Below are 20,354 nucleotides of genomic sequence, written 5' to 3'. Positions count from 1 at the left end.
TCTACCAAATAATGGCATCATTTGAAAATGGCTATTCCTGAGCGTTACAGGAAAAAGTCTTGCCATTTTGGCTTACTTAAGTATACTATTAATAACATTCCTGAAAATAATCAAAACCTACTGGTATTAATCAGTAGCTCGTAGTTTAGAGATTAGTAGAAATGCCTTTATTTTTCTTGATGACATTAGTTACAGGTGTAATCACCGGCTATCTCTTCAAAAGAAATGATGATGAAATCACCTATATTGCAGGTGTTTTAACAGCAGTCATTTTTATTGTGAGTTTAGTATTAGCACCTTGGCAAATTCAGTTCGGTTTGTTGATTTTTGTCTTTATGATCACCAACAAACTGCTGCACAAACATAAAAATTGGTTGTAATTTTATTTAGTATAGAAATATCAGCAATTAGACAACTATCTACTCTCGATAAAAAAGTGTAGATAATCAATTAGGGAATAGGCAGTAATTACCTTTTCCTCAATTAACAGATCAAAATTGATCACTAGAACCGCAGGGCGGAATTAAAAATTAATAATTAAAAATTAAAAAAGCAGATGACACAAGCTTTTTGAGAATTTTTAATGGTTGATTGATTTACGCCATTGTGTACTAGCTAATTGGGTTAAATAGCTGTTGTCTATTTTTTTTGCGGTAAATACGGATTAAATAAGTGACTAATTTAGCTTATTATAGTATGGATATCCTCTAATTTTAGAAGATATTGCCAGTATTGAAATACTTCTTAATATGATTCTAAATTGGTCAAGACTAAAATACATTTGTTTAGGAATATTAGTCACCTTATTGACTGTATTACAGGTAGATAAAAGTATACATTTGGGACAACAGCCTGTAGTTGCTGCGGTAACGGTGGAGTCGAATCTCAATCGTTCCCCGACTGCATTGGTACAAGAAGGAAAAGAACGTTACCAATTAGGACAGTTTACAGAAGCGATCGCCCTTTGGCAACAAGCCGCAGAAGTATTTGCCAAAAATAGCGATTTTCCCAACCAAGCCGCCGTATTGAGTAATTTAGCACTAGCACACCAGCAATTAGGGCAATGGCAGCAGGGAAATGAATCTATATCCCAAAGCCTGAACTTACTCAAAGGTAAAAATGGGGAAATGTTAGCACAGGCATTAAATATCCAGGGAAGTCTACAACTGGCACAGGGAGAGACTGAACAGGCACTTACTACTTGGGAACAAGCTACAAACGTTTATCAAAAATTGGGAAATCAGGTAGGAGTCAATCAGAGTTTACTCAACCAAACTCAGGCTTTGCGCGTATTAGGATTATATGCCAGAGCGCGGAAAACTTTAGAACAAATAAATCAAAATCTCAAAGATCAACCAGATTCTTTACTTAAAGTAGTTAGCTTGTTGAATTTGGGTGATACTTTGCGGGTTGTGGGGAAATTAGACACATCTGTAGAGATATTACAACAAAGTCAGGCGATCGCTCAAAAACTCAAATCACAACCTCATATTAGTGTAGCATCATTAAGTTTAGGAAATACAGCCGCTGCTCAACAGCAACCAGAAGAGGCTATAAAATATTATCAACAGGCAATTGATACAGCTACTTCACCTAACACCAAACTGCAAGCCCAACTTAATCAATTACGTCTTTTTGCAGATACAAAAAAAGCAGCAGAATTTCAAGCCTTACTGCCCCAAATTCAACCCCAAATAGAAAATCTTCCTCCCAGTCGCACAAGTATCTATGCACGAGTTAACTTCGTTCAAAGTTTGCAAAAAGCTCAACAAAAACGACAAATAGCCGCCCCAATTTTAGCAACTGCTATCCAACAAGCAAAAAGTATAGGTGATTTGAGAGCAGAATCCTATGCCCTGGGTTATTTAGGTGAACTTTATGAACAAAATCAGCAATGGAATGAAGCCCAAAAACTTACAGAACAGGCATTAATTCTTGCCCAAAGCAGTAATGCTGCTGAAATTAGTTATTTATGGCAATGGCAATTAGGAAGAGTTTCCCAAGCCACTGGTAAACCAGAAGTAGCCATAGACGCATATAACCAAGCGGTAAAAACTTTAGCCAATCTCCGTAAAGATTTAGTATCTGGTAATGCGGATATACAATATTCCTTTCAGGAAAGTATAGAACCAATTTATCGGGAATTAGTCGGCTTATTACTAGAACCGCAGAAAACCAAAAAGATTAAAAATGCAACTGATATTAATCAAAAGAATCTGCAAAAAGCCTTAGATTTAATTGAATCTTTGAAAGTAGCAGAATTGGACAATTACTTTGGAGAAGATTGCCTGATAAATCAGACAGCAAAAATTGATCAAGTAGATAAAACAGCAGCTATAATTTACCCAATTATATTACGCGATCGCTTAGAAATAATCGTTTCCCTGAGTAATCAACCCCTGCGTCACTATACAACCAACATTTCCGCAATAGAACTAGAAAAAATTATTCGGGAAATGCGATCATCCTTGAGACCAAGTTTAGGACAAAAACAACGGCAAGCGATCGCTCAAAAAGCTTACAACCTGATCATCCAACCCATAGACGCAGATTTAGCAAATAGCGGTATCAAAACCCTCGTCTTTGTCCTGGACGGTTCAATGAAAAACATCCCCATGGCCGCACTATATGACGGTAAACAATATTTAGTAGAAAAATACAGTTTAGCCCAAACACCAGGACTAAAACTCCTCGCCCCCAAACCCATACAACAAAAACAACTCAAAATCCTCATTGGTGGAATCACCGAATCTCGACAAGGCTTTTCTGCCTTACCTGGTGTAGAAGTAGAAATTCAAGGCATCAAATCAGAAATTCCCACCGAAGTGCTGTTTAATGAAACCTTTACTAGCAAAGATTTTCAGCGGCTTATGCGTGGTACGCCCTTCCCCGTTGTCCATTTAGCAACTCACGGTGAATTCAGTTCCAACGCGGACAATACCTTTATTCTCACCTGGGATAACCGCCTCAACGTCAAAGAACTAGGCGAACTACTACAAATCCGAGACGAAGATAGCAACACCCCCATAGAACTCCTCGTTCTCAGCGCCTGTCAAACCGCCACAGGAGACAAACGCGCCCCTCTTGGACTAGCTGGTGTAGCAGTCAGATCCGGCGCACGTAGCACCATTGCCAGCCTTTGGTCAGTAGACGATAACTCCACCTCCCAATTCATGATTGAATTTTACAACCAACTAGCCAATTCTCAAGTTACCAAAGCCGAAGCTATACGGAACGCCCAATTGGCAATTCTCAAACAACCCCAATTCCAAAATCCTTACTACTGGGCCCCATTTATCCTAGTTGGTAATTGGCTTTAACTCAGAAACAACTATGAAACCAACATCCCAAACAGGTGCAGCATTCATTACTACCGGAACGTTAACAGGTGCGGGTATCTCCTCCGCTGTCGGCGGAATTGGACTAGCTGGAGGCTTTGGTGGTGTGGGAATAGGTGCTGCTTCTGTAACCGTTGCGGGTGCGGTCGTTGGTGCTGCTGCTTATGGTGCTTTCACAGGAATCACGGAAGGGGATACAGCAGCTTTTGGGGCAATGGGAATAGGTGCTGTTGGTGGTGTTGGGGTTTATAATGTTGTTGGTGGAATAGGATTTATTGCGCCTAAAATTGGTTTAGCTTTTGGTATTGGTACAGTACCAATGGCAGGAATTGGTGCGGTTTTAGGACTTGCTGCTTATGGTGTGGTTAAATTATTAGATGATTCTGAATTTAAGGAAACTCCCATGCAGCTTTTTGAACGCATGGAAGCAAAAATTTTCCAAAATGATTATTATTTTGAAGCATTATTAGAGTTATCTGGTGATGATCTTAATGCCAAATTTACAGCTTTAGAAATTGAAGAAGAATTAAAACAATTAAAGGCTAAAAACAATGTTGAGCATCCAAAAAATACACCAAAAATATTAACTATAATTCCTCAAATCCAGGAAAATTGGCAATGTGTAAAAATTCTCAAGGGACACACAGCCGCTGTAAATTCTGTAGCTATTCATCCTGATAATAAAATCTTGGTTAGTGGTAGCAATGACAGACAAGTTCATTTATGGAACTTGCAAACTGGAAAGTTACTTTATACTTTTTCTGGACAAGCTGAAGCTGTTTTATCTGTCGCTGTTAGTCCCGACGGAAAAAAAGTAATTAGTGGTAGTATAGATCGGAAAATTAGTAGTTGGGAATTAGAAACAAAAAAATATAACCGCACATTCTCTTATTTAAGTTCTCCCTATAGTCATAATGGTTTTGTCAATGCACTTGTTTACAGTCCTAATGGTAATATTATTGTTAGTGCTAGTACGGATAAAACTATCAGAATTTGGGGAAGTTATACGGGAACAATTAAACGCACGTTAAATGGACATACGGATGCAGTTTTAGCTGTTGCTATTAGTCCTGATTCTACAACTCTTGTTAGTGGTAGTGCTGACAAAACTATCAGAATTTGGAATTTACAAACTGGTGAAAACTGTTATATAATTAATCAGCATTTAGCACCAGTAAATACATTAGCAATCACTCCCGATAATCAAACTCTGATTAGTGGAAGTTCAGATAGAACAATTAAATTATGGAAACTCCAGACTGGGGAATTACGTCACATTCTCAAAGGACACTCAACAGCTATTTATGCGATCGCTATTCACCCCGATGGTAAAATTATTGCTAGTAGTAGTCAAGATGGAATTATCAAACTTTGGAATATCGGAACTGGGGAATTAATAGAAACTCTTTCTGGGTTTAGTCCCCTAGCTTTTAGTTCAGATGGTAAAATGTTAATTAGTGGTGGTAAAGGTGGAACTATCAAGATTTGGCGACAAATTCACAGCAGTGATGATTTACCCTTAACTGGGGAATGGTGGGAAATTTTAGGCGTAGCAGCCAAAACTCATCCTCAAAACGTAAAAATTGCCTATCTGAGATTAGCTAGATTATATCACCCCGATATTAACAGTTCGCCTAGTGCTAAAAGTGCTATGCAAGTAGTGAATCAGGCATATCAAAAGTTTCAGCAGCAATTAAATCTACATAATTAATTAATTTGTGAAAATTTGGGGATTTTGCGACTAAAAGCTCTATTTTTGGATGGTTATTAATGTACAATATATATACCTTCATCAGTATTAATCCCCCAATTTTATTTAATTGTTTATATTGCATATTCGGAAAAAACGTTATAAATTGTTAACTTGTAGGGGAATAATAGATTTCGTCATCACAATAGCCAATTCCTGATTAAGTATATATACTATAGTTGGGTGGTTGTACACATATAAGGGTGTATATTTCTAATAATTGAAAAAGCTGCTAAATATTATGCAGTTATGCCTTTGCATTGCCGATTTTTAGTATTTTGACTGGATTGATATTTGCTATTTCAAAGTTATGATGAAAATGGCATAAAGAATAATTAAAGGTGCATCTATTCGCAACAAATCTACTATCTAAATGGAGTTAGTCTGGTAATGCAACTCAATAAATTAGAGACAAGTAACAATATAGAAAATGAGGCATGGCAAGTATTAGAGAATTCAATTCTCTACTATCAAGGTCGTCCTATTGGGACTTTAGCAGCTTATGATCCATCGGTGGAGGCTTTAAATTATGACCAATGTTTTGTGAGAGATTTTGTATCTTCAGCCCTAATTTTCTTGATTAAAGGGAGAACAGATATTGTTAAAAATTTCCTGGAAGAAACATTAAAGTTACAGCCTAAAGAAAGAGCATTAGACGCATATAAACCCGGTAGAGGTTTAATTCCAGCCAGCTTTAAAGTTGTATCTATTAACGGAGAAGAACATTTAGAAGCAGATTTTGGGGAACACGCGATCGCTAGAGTCACACCTGTTGATTCTTGTTTGTGGTGGCTGATTTTATTACGTGCTTATGTAATTGCTACCAATGATTATTCCCTAGCTTATCAACCTGAATTCCAAACGGGTATCAGATTAATCATGGAAATCTGTTTGGCTAATCGGTTTGATATGTATCCAACGCTATTAGTTCCCGATGGAGCTTGCATGATTGACCGGCGGATGGGTATATATGGCCATCCTTTAGAAATTCAAGTTCTCTTTTTTGCTGCATTGCGTGTAGCACGTGAGCTACTAATTTGTAAAGGTAATCAGGATATTGTAGAAGCGATTAATAATCGTTTACCATTGCTATGTGGACACATTCGTAAACATTATTGGATCGATCTTCCTCGTTTAAATGCAATTTATCGTTTCAAGAGTGAAGAATATGGTAAAGCGGCGGTGAATCTATTTAATATTTATGTAGATTCTTTACCTTATTATGAATTAGATAAATGGCTACCCAGAAAAGGTGGTTATTTAGCAGGTAATGTTGGTCCATCTCAGTTAGATACACGCTTCTTTTCTCTCGGAAACTTGATGGCTATTATTTCCGATCTTTCTACAGAAGCACAATCTCAAGCAATTATGACTTTGATTGAAAAAAGATGGGAAGATTTAGTGGGAGATATGCCTATGAAAATCTGTTTCCCTGCTTTAGAAAATGAAGAGTACAGAGTTGTTACAGGATGTGACCCAAAAAACATTCCTTGGTCATATCATAATGCGGGAAGTTGGCCAGTTTTAATGTGGATGTTAGCAGCAGCAGCAATCAAAACTAACAAAATAGATATGGCCAAAAAAGCACTAGAAATTGCCAAAGCTCGTTTGAGTGAAGATGAATGGCCAGAGTATTATGATGGCAAGAAAGGGAGACTAATTGGTAAACAAGCTAGAAAATATCAGACCTGGACTATTACAGGTTATTTATTAGCGAAAGAACTCATGGATCATCCTGAATTTTTACCATTAGTTAGTTTTGATAAGTTACCACAAGAAACGGTTTCTAGAGCTTGTGAGTTTGAAGTTGGTAGTATCAATATAGACCCTTATGTATCTTTTTGAAACTATCTGGGCTGAAGACATAGCAATTATTGTGACTCTTCGAGAAGTCTCTGCCGATCAAGAGTCTGCTAAAAATAGACTCGTTTCTAGTTTTTCATATCTGTTCACTATAGTTGAACTTTTCCTGATTGACAAAACTGTCTAGGGTAACAATATTTTTAGCCCCTCTGAGAAAATCCGGGGCTTTTTTGATTTTATTCCTAAATAGATTTGCCAAACAGGATATTATAATAAGAGAATGGATCACAGAAAAAACAAAAAATCAACAGTTTTTTATCCAGAAATCAGAGTATGACAGACTAAGCAATGTCATAAAAATAGAGTAATTATCCTGTCAGCAGACCAGGTTTAAAGATGCGCTCTTTTGCCCTTTACCGAGTATTTCTATGAAAAAAGAAGAAATATCAATCGTCAATATTCTAGAAACCGAAGCTTGGAAACTTCTGGAACAGTCAATTGCTTATTATCAAGGTCAGCCTTTAGGTACTATGGCTGTTTGTGATAAAACCCAAATTGTCTTAAATTTTGATCATTGCTTTGTGCGGGATTTTGTGCCATCAGCGTTACTTTTTCTAGTTAAAGGTAGATATGATATTGTTCGCAATTTTCTAGAAAAAACCTTAAAATTACAACCGAAGAAAAATCAATTTAATGCTTATACACCAAGTAAAGGTTTAATCCCTGCAAGTTTTAGAATTTTATTAACAGATGGAGAAGAATCTTTAGAAGCGGATTTTGGTGAAAAGGCGATCGCTAGAGTTACACCTGTAGATTCTTGTCTATGGTGGATTATTATCTTGCACGCTTATGTGAAAGCTACAAAAGATATAAAATTCGCCATGCAGCCTCAATTTCAGCAAGGCATTATCTTAATCATGGAACTTTGTTTAGCGACTCGGTTTGATATGAACCCAACGCTATTAGTTCCTGATGGTGCTTGTATGATTTATCGTCGTATGGGTATTTATGGCTATCCTTTAGAAATTCAATCTTTATTTTATGCGGCTTTACGGGCAGCACGTAAATTGTTGATTTGTGCAGGGAATGAAGAAATTGTTACAGCTATTGATAATCGTTTACCTTTATTAAGAGATCATATTCGTCATTATTATTGGATAGATATGAAACGTCTCAATGTTATCTATCGGTTTAAGAGTGAAGAATATGGACAAAAAGCAGTAAATCCATTTAATATTTATGCAGATTCAATTCCCTACAATGATTTATCTGTTTGGTTGCCCAAACATGGAGGTTATCTAGCAGGAAATATCGGACCATCCCAATTAGATATTCGATTCTTTTCTTTGGGAAATTTATTGTCCATTATTTGTTCTCTTACCAATGAAGTTCAGTCCCAAGCGATTATGAATTTGATTGAAGAACAATGGGATGATTTGGTGGGACAAATGCCCATGAAAATTTGTTTTCCGGCTTTAGAAAATGAAGAATATAAAATTTTTACTGGTTGCGATCCTAAAAATATCCCTTGGTCATATCATAATGGTGGTAGTTGGCCAGTTTTGTTATGGTTTTTAACTGCTGCTGCTCAAAAAACAGGAAGAACCAATATTGGTGAACGTGCTATTGAAATTGCTCAAGCAAGGCTTAGTCAAGATGAATGGCCGGAATATTATGATGGTACAAGTGGTTCATTAATTGGTAAACAAGCACGGAGATATCAAACTTGGACAATTACAGGTTTTTTATTAGCAAAAGAATTAATGCAAAATCCTGAATATTTAGAGTTAATTAGTTTTGGGGAATTTGATATTGAAAAGGATTACCGATTTTGTGATTTATAGTAGCGAATCTAGCATATTTCAGGAGTCAGGATTTAGGCATAAAATTAGCGGAATTGATGGTTCTGGTAAAGGTTACATCACAGAAAAACTGGTAAATGAGGTGAATAATCAAGGAATTCATGGGATCTCTATCAATATTATGATTTATCTTTTTGGATTGAATGTTCTTTTACCACCGCTTTACAAAGAACATTAAACCGAAATTAGGAAAACTTGCCACCAGAGTTAATTTTTCGTGATTACAATACAATTGATTTTCCAGCGCAGCGGTTTCATTTTGTTATTGATGATCCAATATCATGGGTTGGTAGTATTTATATGTATGAATGATGTTTCAGCAATTACATCTATTAACCTACCAACTATCATAGTCAGAAATATCAATACTATTTCCATGCTGAGTATCTTTAACTACAATCGAAAAACCTGTTGCTCCCATACTCACTTGTCCAAATTGATAAATATATCTTGATGTTAAAGCTTCCTCATCTATCCAGTTTGACCACTGTTTTAAACTTTCATATTCTTGACCAAAAATTTTACAGATCATTGTGGGGTTTCTTTCTCCAGTCCAAGGGTGTTCTAATGGTTCATCAGTGACAAAAGGTAAAAATGAAAATTGTATTTCTTTCGTTCTATCCATCGGTGCTTGGAAATCTAGTTTTTTGATTACTAAATCAAGAACTAAAGCTTCATCTGTTACAGAATGGTACACTTGCAAATTACATTTATTGTCTTTGACTTGAAAATAATAAATGCAAGCTCCGCTACTTCCCCCAGCACCATAATAGGGCATAATTTTTCCTTCTTCTTGTGCCATCTGCATTATCTGTTTCATAGATGAAGACACATTAAAACCTTTAAAAGAACCAGTTGCTAACTGTTCTTCAAAGACGATTTTATCTACAGAATATTCCCAATTCTTTATTTGTTGAAAAATATCTGTTGGTACTCTAAATCCAATTTCTGATGCTGATTTTTTTATTTCTATCATGGCTAGTCAAGAATATTTTTGTAAATTTTTCGTCAATTTGGAAATTCTCGCTTAATACAATAGCGTGTTAAACTTGACAAATCTTGATCAGAAATAAAATTTTACATACCCAAACTATACAAAGACTTACGCAACTGGCACATTGGCAAAGTGCGTCAGACATCAATAATCTGTTTATTTGCAGGATTTATGCAGTCTGACGCACCCTACAACAGATTTTTAGTGTGACACTTGCGTAAGTCCTAATAATGAAACTCTTGTGGTGCGGACATCTTGCTCGCTATGTTTACCTGATAACAGCAGGAATCGCTGTAAGTAACAAATTTAGTTATTTCTATTTCTCTCCAATTGTCTCTAACCATCAACCCACCTGATCAAATTCCATGAATAACCCCCGCCAAGTTGCCTTTATTGCCCTCAAAGAAGTACACAAAGGGGCTTATACTGATGTTGCTTTAGACCGAGTGCTACAAAAGTTTAAGTTACCCGATAATGACCGTCGTTTAATGACAGAATTAGTCTATGGTAGCGTCAGAAGACAACGTACCCTAGATGCTCTTATTGACCAAATTGCTACCAAAAAATCCCAGCAACAACCCAAAGACCTCCGCACGATTTTACATCTCGGTTTTTATCAACTGCGTTATCAAGAAAGAATCCCCCCTTCTGCGGCTGTAAATACTACTGTTGAATTAGCAAAAGAAAATGGTTTTCCTGGACTTACAGGTTTTGTCAATGGTTTATTACGTCAATATCTGCGTCTGGCTGAAAAGTCATCAGAACTGTTAAATTTACCAGAAAATCCGATAGAAAGATTGGGAATTTTACATAGTTTCCCTGATTGGATCATTGAGGTGTGGTTATCACAATTGGGTTTTGAGGAAACAGAAAAACTTTGTATCTGGATGAATCAAACCCCAACTATTGATTTACGGGTAAATCTTCTTCGCAGTTCGGTGGAAGAGGTAGAATCAGCTTTTGAGTCTGCTGGTATTTTAGTTAAACGTATTCCCCATTTACCCCAAGCTTTACGATTAATTGGTAATAATGGCGCAATTCAAAATTTACCTGGTTTCGGTGCAGGTTGGTGGACTGTTCAAGATAGTAGCGCCCAATTGGTTAGTCATTTACTTGACCCCCAACCCGATGATGTGGTGATTGATGTTTGTGCTGCACCGGGAGGAAAAACAACTCATATTGCTGAATTAATGGGAGATCAAGGCAAAATTTGGGCTTGTGATCAAACTGCTTCTCGGTTACGTAAATTAAAAGAAAATGCCCAACGGCTGCATTTACAATCTATTGAAATTTGTACGGGAGATAGCCGTAATTTACCGCAATTCTACCAAACGGCTGACCGTGTATTACTTGATGCTCCTTGTTCTGGTTTGGGGACTATGCACCGTCACGCTGATGCCCGTTGGCGACAGACACCAACATCTGTACAGCAACTTTCCCAACTCCAAAAAGAATTACTATCACATAATGCAACTTTTGTCAAGACTGGAGGCGTTTTAGTTTATGCAACTTGTACACTGCATCCAGTGGAGAATGAACAGGTAATTGAGGAGTTTTTAGCAGTAAATCCCCATTGGCAAATAGAGCCGCACCCTTTTGATTCATTTGATAGTGCTGTTCCTGGTTGGTTAAAAGTTTGGCCTCACCAACAGGATATGGACGGATTTTTTATGGTGCGCTTAAGAAAAACTAAGGATTCTGGGTGAATACACAAGAGTGATTGTAAGATTTTATCAAAGCCCGAATCTACCAGAGGAGACGGCAATGGTTAATCATTCTCATGTAAAAAACCTAGTAAAAATCCTGATTGGAGCGGCTTGGATTGATGGCAAAATCCAGCCAGAAGAGCGGCAATATCTGCGCGAAATAGCTCAAGCTAAAGGTTTAGCTAGTGATCCAGAGATTAAACCTTGGTTGTACGAATTAGTACCAGTAAAGCCGCATGAATGTTATGACTGGGTGCAAGAGTATTTAGGCGATCGCCCAACTCAGGAAGATTATGAGAATTTAATTGAAGCCATCAGTGGCTTAATTTATAGTGACGGTGATGTAGCTATTGAAGAAGCAAGACTTCTTTCCCGGTTGGAAGAGTTAAGTAAGTCTAGTGGAGCTAACCAAGCGGCTCACACCATACTCCTTAAACAAATCCAAAAGCTTTACCGTCGTTGGGTTGACGTACAAAATTAGTGGCAGGGGGCAGGGAGTAGGGAGCAGGGGAAATATTGATTACTTATTGCCTCTTACCTCTTGCCTCTTGCCTGTTACCTACTCCTTATCAATTTTAGGGACAATATCGGGACGCTCTTTACTTTCCCAACCGGGGGGACGCTTGGAGTTATACCAGGCGATTGAACCAATTGTGACAGCAGCGATAAAACCCACTACATAGACCAAAGTAAACGCCAAGGGAAAGTGATTTCCAGTATCTTGGACAGGGACTTGAAGCAATAAATAACTCATGAGTATATGCGCCTAATTTAGGTTACACTTCTTAACAAAGTATAAACTGAGCGAATCACCTACATCTACCCCAGGGAAAATATTTACTGTACTCAAAGATAGGTTTAATTATTCTGGGGAAGAATTGGGTTTGAGTCTTTCCCTCCAGGATGGTTGTGATGAAGATCCACCAGAATTATTATTGACTGAGGAAGAATTTGCAGGACGTGATTTTTGGCTGCTGCTTTGTCGTCGTGAACGAGATGATTGAGGCGTAGAGTTGCGATTAGATTCTCCAGAACTGTTGCGTAAGCGTCGTCTCTGTCTTGATGTTGATGTGCTTACTGATGAGTTTTCTTGATTGTAGCGTCGTCTTCGTCGGCTGGATGAGGATGAATTGTTGGTATTATCTTCGTCTGTTGTTTGATTTTGATCACGAATAACGCGATTAATAAGTTTTTTGGGTTTAATAGGCTTGGCTTTAATGCTACCTTTGCGATTTTTTAATTTAGGCTGGGGCGGAAATTTTTCTACAGGCATTCCCTCTACTGCTTTTTTCATAAATTCATGCCAGGCATAAGCGGCACTACCACTGTTACCATAGGTAGGACTGTTATTATCATTTCCTAACCATACTCCGGTGACTACTTGGGGAATATAACCAATAAACCATAAATCACGGGATTCATCGGAAGTACCTGTTTTTCCCGCTACTTGTCTATTATTTAATTGAGCCGCACCGCCTGTTCCATTTGTGACTACATTCCGTAACATCCAAGTCATAATGGCGGTACTATCAGCATCTAGAACTTGCTTAGGTTCATATTTAGCTGACCAAAGTATATCTCCTTCCCGGTTAATGATACGGCGAATACCATGCACTTCTGTATGATTTCCTTGTGTAGCGAATGTTCCGTAAGCACTGGTTAATTCTAGGAGATTGACTTCATTAGAACCAAGAGCTAAAGAGTAAGTAGGTTTAAGAGGTGACTTAATTCCCATATCCTGGGCAAGTTTAATAGTTGGTTCAAAACCTACATCTATTAATACTTTCACGGCAATTGTATTTACAGAATTGGTGAGAGCATCTTTGAGATTTAACCAACCAGAGAATTTCTTATTAGCGTTTTTTGGCTCATAACCATCTACTAGTAAAGGTGCATCTAGATAGCTATCATAGGGATTTTTACCTGTAGCGATCGCTGTAGCATAGACGAAACCTTTAAAGGTTGATCCTGGTTGACGCTGGGCTTGAGTTACCCGATTAAACTGGTTTTTCCCAAAGTCTTTACCGCCTACCATGGCTTGAATTTCCCCATTACGAGGATTTATGGCCACTAAAGCTGCTTCTTTAAAGTTTTGCCAACGGCCTCGATTTTTTAAGGTTTTTGCGATAGCGGCTTCTGCGGCTTTTTGCCAAGTTGGATTTAAGGTAGTTTCTACTACTAAACCGCCATTAGCTAAAACATCAGCGGAAACGTGCTTTGGTAATTCCTGTTGAACGTAGGTAGTAAAGTAGGGAAACTCTACTTGCAACCGTTTGGGTAAACTGGTATTAACGACCAATGCTTCTTGAGTAGCGGCTTGTTTTTGGGCTGGTGTAATGAATTCATCTTCTAGCATCCGCTGTAGTACCAGATTTCGTCTTTCTGTAGCTACTTTGGGATTTTTATCTGGACCGTAGACGTTAGGGGCAGGCGCTAAACCAGCCAGAGTGGCCATTTCTGATAACGTCAGTTTATCTACGGGTTTACTAAAATAAACCCAAGCTGCATCGCCGACACCGTAAGCACCAGAGCCTAAATAAACGAGATTTAGATAACGTTCCAGAATCTGATCTTTCGTCAATTCCTGCTCTATTTTCTGAGCTAATCTCACTTCTCTGAGTTTACGGGATAGGGTTTTTTCTTGTTTGAGGAAAAGAATTCGTGCTACTTGCTGGGTGATGGTACTACCACCTTCTACCAGGTTTTGCGATCGCAGGTTATTAATAAATGCCCTAGCAATTCCCAGGGTATCCACGCCATTGTGTTGATGAAATCTTCTGTCTTCGGAAGCAATAAAAGCTTTCTTTAAGTTATCTGGGATTTGTTCTATTTTCAGAACTTCTCTAGTTGCTTCACCTTGCTGTTGTAAAACTGTCCCATCACCAGCCTTAATTGTCAGTGTTTGCTCTCGCGCTACAGCTTTGAGTGCTGAGTCGTCTGGTAAATTCCTATCTATTTCTAAGACAGCATAATGGAAAGCAATGATCCCACCACCTACACTTAAACCTGCCCACAACCAAAAACGACGATAAAAAGGTTTATCGCTGCTGGCAATTTTGCCCAAGATTCCTGATGATAAGTTTGTCATCCGGTTTAGTAACTGCTTCGCCTTCACCTGCATTCTCGGTAATAAGTTTTCATGTGCGGACTCCTCATTTTGTTGACGATTACCACTTGGCAATAGCAGTTGCTCCTGATTTATTTGCGGGCAATATCTTGGTGTTCACATAATACATCATAAACAATTAACTTAATTCAGTGCTAGAATATGTTTTGTGAAAAATCTGAGACTGAATATTAATTTTGATTAATAAAAATGCAATTTTTGCATAATGCTGCGGAACAGTAAAAACTTGGAAACTAGCGCCAAAAAATGAAGATAAATCCAGAAGCAGTGAGCAAGAAGCAGAATGTCTGGATAAAATTATGTTGAAAACTGCCAGTCAGGTGACGATCCCCACAGCGATCGCCGCGATCGCTCTTGGTAGTAATATCGGTAATTCCCAGGCTATTTTAGAAGCATCTTTAGCAGCTTTAGCCCAAACATCAGGTATTACTATAAAAGCCAAATCTCGTTGGTATCGCACCAAAGCCGTAGGTCCAACTCAACCAGATTACCTCAATGGTTGTGCAGTATTATGTGTGCAAATGTCAGCAATAGCTTTATTAGAAAATTTACTCGCTATTGAACAACAATTTGGGCGTGTGCGTCAGGAACGCTGGGGGCCACGCACCCTAGATTTAGATTTGTTATTGTATGATGACTTAATTTTGAATCAGCCAAATCTCCAAATTCCCCATCCTCAAATGGCCCAAAGAGCTTTTGTCTTAGTTCCCCTAGTAGAAATTGCTCCAGATTGGATAGATCCCCTATCTCAAAGGGCAATTCAAGATTTAGTTCAAGATGTAGACACTTGTGATGTACATTTATTGTAGTGGGTAAAAAAATTAGCATTTTTACAACCCAAAAAGCACTGATTACAAAAAAAAACCCCGTATACATTCTCTGTATTTACAGATCCTAGAATTTTACTATGCCATTAGGTAGAGAATTACCACAGTTGCTGAAGCAACGCTTGTTTTATAAAGGACGCAAATTTAATTTTGAAGTTAATCGCTTGCGTTTACCCAACAAATCTGAAGGAGAATGGGAATGTATTCGCCATCCTGGTGGCGCTTTAGCCATACCCATGACCGCAGATGGAAAGCTCGTACTTGTGCGTCAATATCGGTTTGCAGTACAGGGTAGATTACTAGAATTTCCAGCCGGAACAGTAGAACCCAATGAAGATGTTTTAGAGACAATCAAACGGGAAATTCAGGAAGAAACCGGTTATCATGCTCGTCAATGGGATAAACTAGGTGAGTTTTTCCTTGCTCCTGGTTATTCTGATGAAATTATCTATGCTTTTATTGCTAGAGATTTAGAAAAGCTGGAAACACCACCAGCAAAAGATGAAGATGAAGATATCGAAATAGTATTACTCACTCCTGAAGAATTAGAAAAAGCAATTTTGGTAGGAGAACCTGTAGATGCTAAATCTATTGCTAGTTTTTTCCTGTTGCGTTCATTTTTAGAAGGTTAATAGGGGCGAAGCATTCGGAGGATAAATTATCGGTTTTTTCCCACGTAGGGGCGAAGCATTCGGGCGACAAATTATCGGTTTCTTCCCATGTTTATTTTCCGAATGCTTCGCCCTTACACCAAATGCTGATGCTTGTTGAAAAAATCAGGGATTGATTTTCTGGGTTTTTTATGTTCACTTACTGAATCTTGGATAACTGGTAACATAGTCTCGGATACTATAATCTGTATATTGAGCCAAGATTTTTTTTGTTGAGGCAAATTCTCGTAATTGTCCAATATGATTTTCATTGTATTGAAATAATGCTGTAAAATCCGCCAGCCGAGAGACTTGTTGCATATTGTGAGAGATGAATATAATTGTCAGTTCCGAACGCAAACATTCAATTAATTCTTCAATTTTCATGATGGCTATAGGATCAAGTCCAGCGCAAAGTTCATCCATGAGAATAACTTGGGGTTTGACCGCTAATGCGCGAGCAATACACAAACGTTGTTGTTCTCCGTAACCAAGTTCTAAAGCCGATTTATGGAGCTTATTTTTGACTTCTTCCCAAATATCAGCAGCTTTCAGAGCTAACTCTACAACTTCATCTAATTCTGGTTTTGGTCGCCATCCAATTAATTTTACCCCGTAAGCAACGTTATCATAAATGCTCAGGGGAAAAAGATGAGGTTTGGAATAGATGGTACTAATTTGGCGACGGAGACGATTCAGATTAATTCGTCGTTCATAAATATTTTGCCCAAAAAATTCGATTTTTCCTTCAATTTGGATTTCTCCTTCTAAATCGCTCATTCGATTGAGAGACTTTAAAAATGTAGATTTGCCACAACCACTTGGTCCAATAATGGCAATTATTTTATTTTGGGGAATGTCCATAGACACATTGTCAAGAACTTTCTGCTGGTTATAGTAAAAACCAAAGTTTTTTACACTAATGGCAGGAATTATTTTAATCATATTCATAAAAAAGGAGTCAGGAGTGAGTAGAGATGTTCTAGTGGAATATCTGTAATATTTGCTTATAATCTAAATTATGTCTTCTATTAATCTACAATGCTGCGTTTAATTAATTTAATAAGGGAAGTACCATGTTACAGCGTTTAATTTTAATCATTGCTACTATTAGTATCTGGCATTTGTGTATTTCTAGCACACTAGCAAAGGAGAAAAAGTTTGAAGATTTAGATAAGTTTCCTCCGAGTCCTCTAGAAATAACTACACCAGATCCGCTATTACCAAATAAGCGCGAATTAACATCAATAGAATTACAAAAATTGAAGACGGATTTAGATGAGTTAAATCAAGAGGCGTTGATAACACTACAAGGAGAAGATCGAAAAAAAGCCTTTGAGATTTGGAATCGTGAACTCCGATTGCGACGGGTTTTAGGTACATTGGCCGAAGTGGAAGCGTTATCACGGGTAGGAGAAATTGCATGGAACGAGAATGAACGCGAACAGGTGCAATATATTAGCCAGCGATTGCAAGTAATTCAAAGCCAGATGGAGAAACAAAAAAGTACCGATTTAGAATTATGGCGATCGCTTGGTAATGCGTATCAAAAAATGCGTTTTCCTAAATTAGGGCTATCTGTTTATGAACAAGTTTTGATCTTAGTACAACAGCAACAAGATGTAGTTGGAGAAATCGAGACTTTAAAAACTATTGGGGAATTAAATTTAAGTTGGTTTAATTATTCTCAAGCTGCTAATGCTTACCAAAAACTGTTGAATTTAGCAATTAATCAAGGGGATAAAATTAATGAATTAGCATATTTACAACAGTTAGCTTATATCTATGCCCAAGGGCAACAACCACAAGCAGCCATAGATATATTAACCAAATTAGTAAAAATTTACACTCGTGAACAAAATCTGAGTCAAATTCCGGCTTTAAAATTAGCGATCGCTGCAAATTATGAATCCCTAGCTAAAGAAAATCCCAATTTAAAACAACAGGCTTTCAACAATTATCAAGAAGCTTATACTAGCGCCTGGCAATTAGAACAATACGCTAGGGCTGGAGAAGCGTTACAAAAATTAATTGCTTTTTACCGTTCACAAAAACAAATAGATGCAGCTTTAGAAACTAGCCAGATTCTCATTGAAACAGAAACATTAGCCAGAAACTTTTACGGATTAATGTCAGCCTATGATCAAATTGGTAACTTATATTTAGAAAATCGAGAATATGCAAAAGCATTAACAGCATTTCAGCAGGGATTAGAAATTGCCCAACAACTTAAACATCAAGAAGCATACTTTACCCAACAAATTGAAAAGCTAAAAACTGAGGAGAAAATGTAGTTGAGAACAGCCTAAAGAAAAAAGTCCGCGTTAGCGGACTTTGGACATTGGATAAGGTTAAGTTGTCACCAAGAGAGCCTACAAGATGTTAGACCTACTTGTATTTTTGCTAATTAATTGCAGATTATCAAGTCTTGGGACATAAAAGTTAGGACATAATTCCTGTATTTATGTCTGTAAATTAGAGGATTTATCTATCTTTAGGAATAGTTCAATATATATAAAATATTGCTACTGTGTCTACAATATGCAGGAATTTTGGACATAATTAAAACTATTTTGTCTGAGATATTTTTACCAACCAGTAAGTTAATTCTTCCTGGTTGTTGGAGTTCAAAAGATTTGAAGCAGCGAAAGTTCTCTATTTTTATACTTTTGAGCATAGTTTTTAAGATGTAGATAATAGAGAAATAATGACTAATTTTATTCAAGCTCATCACTGGCTTTAAGTGTAGACAGCTTTTCTATTGACTCCTGAAGCAATTGATCAAAAGTTATGCAGTGGAGAGGCTTACTATTAATGATAGTTTTACTTGATCTCCAACGAAATCTTTGCATTAATCCAGATTGTTGTAGAAATTTATCTCTACCAATAACAAGCAACCCAGTATAATTAACTTCACGATGACCAAAATACTCTTCAAATTTATAGGTTCTCTCATAGTCATCCATTCGGTAATACCAGTCTATAACTTGACTTACCCCATGTTCATACCTTGGAGACCAATCATAGCTAGTATTCGCTGACTCAGAACTTTTTGATTTAAGCTTAAAAATGCTATTTTCTGTTGCGTCCTCAAATTCAATAAAAACAAACTTCTTTTTCTGTCGATCAGCAACAACAAAATCTGCTCTAAACTCGTTACTAAATAAACTGACTTCGGGCTTATAAAAAGCTGGTTCTAGACCAAAATGCCAATATCCGAGCAAAAGAATTAAGTTTGGTCGCTCTGAGAAAAACTTCTGTAGTCCATTTTTTCCAGTTTCTCTGATTTCTAGATTACTTGTGAGGAAATGTTTCAGTTCTTGGATGTGTTTATCACACTCGTTAATGTCAAATTTATAGGGAAGAAGTGAGATCATTAATGGTCTTCCTTTTTCCGTTCAATAATATCAATGATTAAAAAACCCTGCTCTGTTTGTTTAAAAAGTAGTCTGACATTACTATCTATTTTCATGACCCATGTATCTGTGTTCTCAAGTCTGTCAGAATTTAAGTGTTGTGAATTTTTGACATCTAGCTGCTGTATTACTTCAGAAACTTTATGTTTTTGATTCAATGGCATGGTTTCATAAGCCATTAAAGCCTTTTCTCTAAATTGTACAGTCATATTCATATCTCCATTTATAGCTGATGAGATTGGTCAACCAGAAATGGCTATGGAATAGCAAGTTATCCTCCATTAGAAGCCTTGGTATTCCATAGCCACAACTATAAGCTCTTATATCTGGGGAATTAGCACTGGCCAAAATTGTTCAATATATACACAAAGTTCTTCATAACTTTTGCTCTTGAGGTAAGGCAAATTATTAGCTTTTCCCTGACTCTTAGCATATTCTATGATGATAGCAATAAGGCGGTTACAAGCCTTGGCATTTGGCTCAAGTTCATTCTTTACCCTAGCGTCTGGTTTCTGGTTTTGACTCTGGGGAATCATCACAATTTGGTATTCCACACCTGGCAAGTTTGGCAACTGTAGGCGGATACCTGGTTGAAACTGAGGCTGGCTTGAGTTACTATTGTCTAAGCTAATAGCCATAAAAATTGTTCCTTGATTTATATTGAGGTTCTAGAATCAGTCGGCAAGACCGTTAATGGCTAACCAAGCTACAAAATTCCGAAAATTACAAGAAGACGCTATCTGGAGTACCAGTCCAGGTGGCGTTTTTTCGTCGTTTTGTATTTTATCTTCCGATATCCTAGCAACACTTCTCAAGGTTGTCAAGCAGCATTGACATACTTCTTTATGTAAAGTATGATGATACTGCAAATAAAGTTATAA

General features: G+C 37.3%; 19 protein-coding genes. 12 read left to right on the top strand and 7 right to left on the bottom strand.

Going from position 1 to position 20,354, the window contains the following annotated elements; all coding sequences use genetic code 11:
- Positions 1 to 161 precede the first annotated feature (161 nt).
- The 6 genes from FJR04_RS00490 (at position 162) to FJR04_RS00465 (ending at position 8,931) form a co-directional block, all read left to right on the top strand.
- Positions 162 to 380, top strand: coding sequence for a hypothetical protein (locus FJR04_RS00490; protein WP_168490791.1), 219 nt, complete (start codon positions 162 to 164; stop codon positions 378 to 380).
- Positions 381 to 749: 369 nt separating this feature from the next.
- Positions 750 to 3,320, top strand: a complete 2,571-nt coding sequence (locus FJR04_RS00485) for a CHAT domain-containing protein (RefSeq protein WP_168490790.1) — start codon at positions 750 to 752, stop codon at positions 3,318 to 3,320.
- A 13-nt stretch (positions 3,321 to 3,333) separates the two neighbouring features.
- Entirely contained in the window at positions 3,334 to 5,049 is a 1,716-nt protein-coding gene (locus FJR04_RS00480; RefSeq protein ID WP_168490789.1) for a DnaJ domain-containing protein, read from the top strand.
- 429 nt (positions 5,050 to 5,478) lie between these two features.
- Positions 5,479 to 6,933, top strand: a complete 1,455-nt coding sequence (locus FJR04_RS00475) for a glycoside hydrolase 100 family protein (protein ID WP_168490786.1) — start codon at positions 5,479 to 5,481, stop codon at positions 6,931 to 6,933.
- Between the two features lie 386 nt (positions 6,934 to 7,319).
- Positions 7,320 to 8,735 (top strand): glycoside hydrolase 100 family protein, encoded by a 1,416-nt coding sequence (locus FJR04_RS00470; RefSeq protein WP_168490784.1) that lies wholly within the window; start codon positions 7,320 to 7,322, stop codon positions 8,733 to 8,735.
- Positions 8,725 to 8,931, top strand: coding sequence for a hypothetical protein (locus tag FJR04_RS00465; RefSeq protein WP_168490783.1), 207 nt, complete (start codon positions 8,725 to 8,727; stop codon positions 8,929 to 8,931). Before FJR04_RS00470 ends, FJR04_RS00465 begins: the two co-directional genes overlap by 11 nt.
- A 159-nt stretch (positions 8,932 to 9,090) precedes the next feature.
- Here FJR04_RS00465 and FJR04_RS00460 read toward each other — a convergent pair whose 3' ends face one another.
- Positions 9,091 to 9,729 (bottom strand): hypothetical protein, encoded by a 639-nt coding sequence (locus tag FJR04_RS00460; RefSeq protein WP_168490782.1) that lies wholly within the window; start codon positions 9,727 to 9,729, stop codon positions 9,091 to 9,093.
- Positions 9,730 to 10,112: 383 nt separating this feature from the next.
- On the opposite strand from FJR04_RS00460, the gene FJR04_RS00455 reads away from it, so the two are divergent.
- Both FJR04_RS00455 and FJR04_RS00450 read left to right on the top strand, forming a co-directional pair.
- Positions 10,113 to 11,453 carry a 16S rRNA (cytosine(967)-C(5))-methyltransferase gene (locus tag FJR04_RS00455; protein WP_168490781.1) on the top strand — a complete coding sequence of 447 codons (1,341 nt, stop codon included), beginning with the start codon at positions 10,113 to 10,115 and terminating at the stop codon, positions 11,451 to 11,453.
- 58 nt (positions 11,454 to 11,511) lie between these two features.
- Positions 11,512 to 11,934 carry a TerB family tellurite resistance protein gene (locus tag FJR04_RS00450; protein ID WP_168490780.1) on the top strand — a complete coding sequence of 141 codons (423 nt, stop codon included), beginning with the start codon at positions 11,512 to 11,514 and terminating at the stop codon, positions 11,932 to 11,934.
- Positions 11,935 to 12,012: 78 nt separating this feature from the next.
- Here the strand turns inward: FJR04_RS00450 and psb35 are convergent, their stop codons facing one another.
- The gene (gene psb35, locus FJR04_RS00445) at positions 12,013 to 12,207 is read right to left on the bottom strand and encodes a photosystem II assembly protein Psb35 (RefSeq protein WP_168490778.1); all 195 of its coding nucleotides are present in this window, start codon (positions 12,205 to 12,207) and stop codon (positions 12,013 to 12,015) included.
- A 108-nt stretch (positions 12,208 to 12,315) separates the two neighbouring features.
- Positions 12,316 to 14,574 (bottom strand): transglycosylase domain-containing protein, encoded by a 2,259-nt coding sequence (locus FJR04_RS00440; RefSeq protein WP_168491145.1) that lies wholly within the window; start codon positions 14,572 to 14,574, stop codon positions 12,316 to 12,318.
- Positions 14,575 to 14,879: 305 nt separating this feature from the next.
- On the opposite strand from FJR04_RS00440, the gene folK reads away from it, so the two are divergent.
- Together folK and FJR04_RS00430 are read left to right on the top strand one after the other, a co-directional pair.
- Entirely contained in the window at positions 14,880 to 15,389 is a 510-nt protein-coding gene (gene folK / locus FJR04_RS00435; protein ID WP_168490776.1) for a 2-amino-4-hydroxy-6-hydroxymethyldihydropteridine diphosphokinase, read from the top strand.
- 98 nt (positions 15,390 to 15,487) lie between these two features.
- Positions 15,488 to 16,039 (top strand): NUDIX hydrolase, encoded by a 552-nt coding sequence (locus FJR04_RS00430; RefSeq protein WP_168490774.1) that lies wholly within the window; start codon positions 15,488 to 15,490, stop codon positions 16,037 to 16,039.
- A 174-nt stretch (positions 16,040 to 16,213) separates the two neighbouring features.
- Here the strand turns inward: FJR04_RS00430 and FJR04_RS00425 are convergent, their stop codons facing one another.
- The gene (locus FJR04_RS00425) at positions 16,214 to 17,002 is read right to left on the bottom strand and encodes a phosphate ABC transporter ATP-binding protein (RefSeq protein WP_168491143.1); all 789 of its coding nucleotides are present in this window, start codon (positions 17,000 to 17,002) and stop codon (positions 16,214 to 16,216) included.
- Positions 17,003 to 17,133: 131 nt separating this feature from the next.
- Here FJR04_RS00425 and FJR04_RS00420 point away from each other — a divergent pair, with 131 nt between their 5' ends.
- The gene (locus FJR04_RS00420) at positions 17,134 to 18,351 is read left to right on the top strand and encodes a lipopolysaccharide assembly protein LapB (protein WP_168490772.1); all 1,218 of its coding nucleotides are present in this window, start codon (positions 17,134 to 17,136) and stop codon (positions 18,349 to 18,351) included.
- 423 nt (positions 18,352 to 18,774) lie between these two features.
- Here the strand turns inward: FJR04_RS00420 and FJR04_RS00415 are convergent, their stop codons facing one another.
- The 3 genes from FJR04_RS00415 to FJR04_RS00405 form a co-directional block, all read right to left on the bottom strand.
- Positions 18,775 to 19,434, bottom strand: a complete 660-nt coding sequence (locus tag FJR04_RS00415) for a Shedu immune nuclease family protein (protein ID WP_168490770.1) — start codon at positions 19,432 to 19,434, stop codon at positions 18,775 to 18,777.
- Positions 19,434 to 19,682, bottom strand: a complete 249-nt coding sequence (locus tag FJR04_RS00410; protein ID WP_168490769.1) for a hypothetical protein — start codon at positions 19,680 to 19,682, stop codon at positions 19,434 to 19,436. The genes FJR04_RS00415 and FJR04_RS00410 overlap by 1 nt, the downstream gene beginning before the upstream one ends.
- Before the next feature lie 111 nt (positions 19,683 to 19,793).
- Positions 19,794 to 20,111 carry a hypothetical protein gene (locus tag FJR04_RS00405; protein WP_168490768.1) on the bottom strand — a complete coding sequence of 106 codons (318 nt, stop codon included), beginning with the start codon at positions 20,109 to 20,111 and terminating at the stop codon, positions 19,794 to 19,796.
- A gap of 55 nt (positions 20,112 to 20,166) precedes the next feature.
- Here FJR04_RS00405 and FJR04_RS00400 point away from each other — a divergent pair, with 55 nt between their 5' ends.
- Entirely contained in the window at positions 20,167 to 20,307 is a 141-nt protein-coding gene (locus FJR04_RS00400) for a hypothetical protein (protein WP_168490766.1), read from the top strand.
- Positions 20,308 to 20,354 lie beyond the last annotated feature (47 nt).

Origin of the sequence: Anabaena sp. UHCC 0204, assembly GCF_009711975.1 — a bacterium.
Taxonomy (GTDB): Bacteria; Cyanobacteriota; Cyanobacteriia; order Cyanobacteriales; family Nostocaceae; genus Dolichospermum.
This window is presented reverse-complemented; position numbering and strand designations above follow the sequence as displayed.

Bases quoted from the DNA above. Each gene is read 5' to 3' on its own strand.
- FJR04_RS00490 (WP_168490791.1), top strand. From the start codon at position 162: ATGCCTTTATTTTTCTTGATGACATTAGTTACAGGTGTAATCACCGGC.
- FJR04_RS00485 (WP_168490790.1), top strand. From the start codon at position 750: ATGATTCTAAATTGGTCAAGACTAAAATACATTTGTTTAGGAATATTA.
- FJR04_RS00480 (WP_168490789.1), top strand. From the start codon at position 3,334: ATGAAACCAACATCCCAAACAGGTGCAGCATTCATTACTACCGGAACG.
- FJR04_RS00475 (WP_168490786.1), top strand. From the start codon at position 5,479: ATGCAACTCAATAAATTAGAGACAAGTAACAATATAGAAAATGAGGCA.
- FJR04_RS00470 (WP_168490784.1), top strand. From the start codon at position 7,320: ATGAAAAAAGAAGAAATATCAATCGTCAATATTCTAGAAACCGAAGCT.
- FJR04_RS00460 (WP_168490782.1), bottom strand. From the start codon at position 9,729: ATGATAGAAATAAAAAAATCAGCATCAGAAATTGGATTTAGAGTACCA.
- FJR04_RS00455 (WP_168490781.1), top strand. From the start codon at position 10,113: ATGAATAACCCCCGCCAAGTTGCCTTTATTGCCCTCAAAGAAGTACAC.
- FJR04_RS00450 (WP_168490780.1), top strand. From the start codon at position 11,512: ATGGTTAATCATTCTCATGTAAAAAACCTAGTAAAAATCCTGATTGGA.
- psb35 (WP_168490778.1), bottom strand. From the start codon at position 12,207: ATGAGTTATTTATTGCTTCAAGTCCCTGTCCAAGATACTGGAAATCAC.
- FJR04_RS00440 (WP_168491145.1), bottom strand. From the start codon at position 14,574: ATGCAGGTGAAGGCGAAGCAGTTACTAAACCGGATGACAAACTTATCA.
- folK (WP_168490776.1), top strand. From the start codon at position 14,880: ATGTTGAAAACTGCCAGTCAGGTGACGATCCCCACAGCGATCGCCGCG.
- FJR04_RS00430 (WP_168490774.1), top strand. From the start codon at position 15,488: ATGCCATTAGGTAGAGAATTACCACAGTTGCTGAAGCAACGCTTGTTT.
- FJR04_RS00425 (WP_168491143.1), bottom strand. From the start codon at position 17,002: ATGATTAAAATAATTCCTGCCATTAGTGTAAAAAACTTTGGTTTTTAC.
- FJR04_RS00420 (WP_168490772.1), top strand. From the start codon at position 17,134: ATGTTACAGCGTTTAATTTTAATCATTGCTACTATTAGTATCTGGCAT.
- FJR04_RS00415 (WP_168490770.1), bottom strand. From the start codon at position 19,434: ATGATCTCACTTCTTCCCTATAAATTTGACATTAACGAGTGTGATAAA.
- FJR04_RS00410 (WP_168490769.1), bottom strand. From the start codon at position 19,682: ATGACTGTACAATTTAGAGAAAAGGCTTTAATGGCTTATGAAACCATG.
- FJR04_RS00405 (WP_168490768.1), bottom strand. From the start codon at position 20,111: ATGGCTATTAGCTTAGACAATAGTAACTCAAGCCAGCCTCAGTTTCAA.
- FJR04_RS00400 (WP_168490766.1), top strand. From the start codon at position 20,167: ATGGCTAACCAAGCTACAAAATTCCGAAAATTACAAGAAGACGCTATC.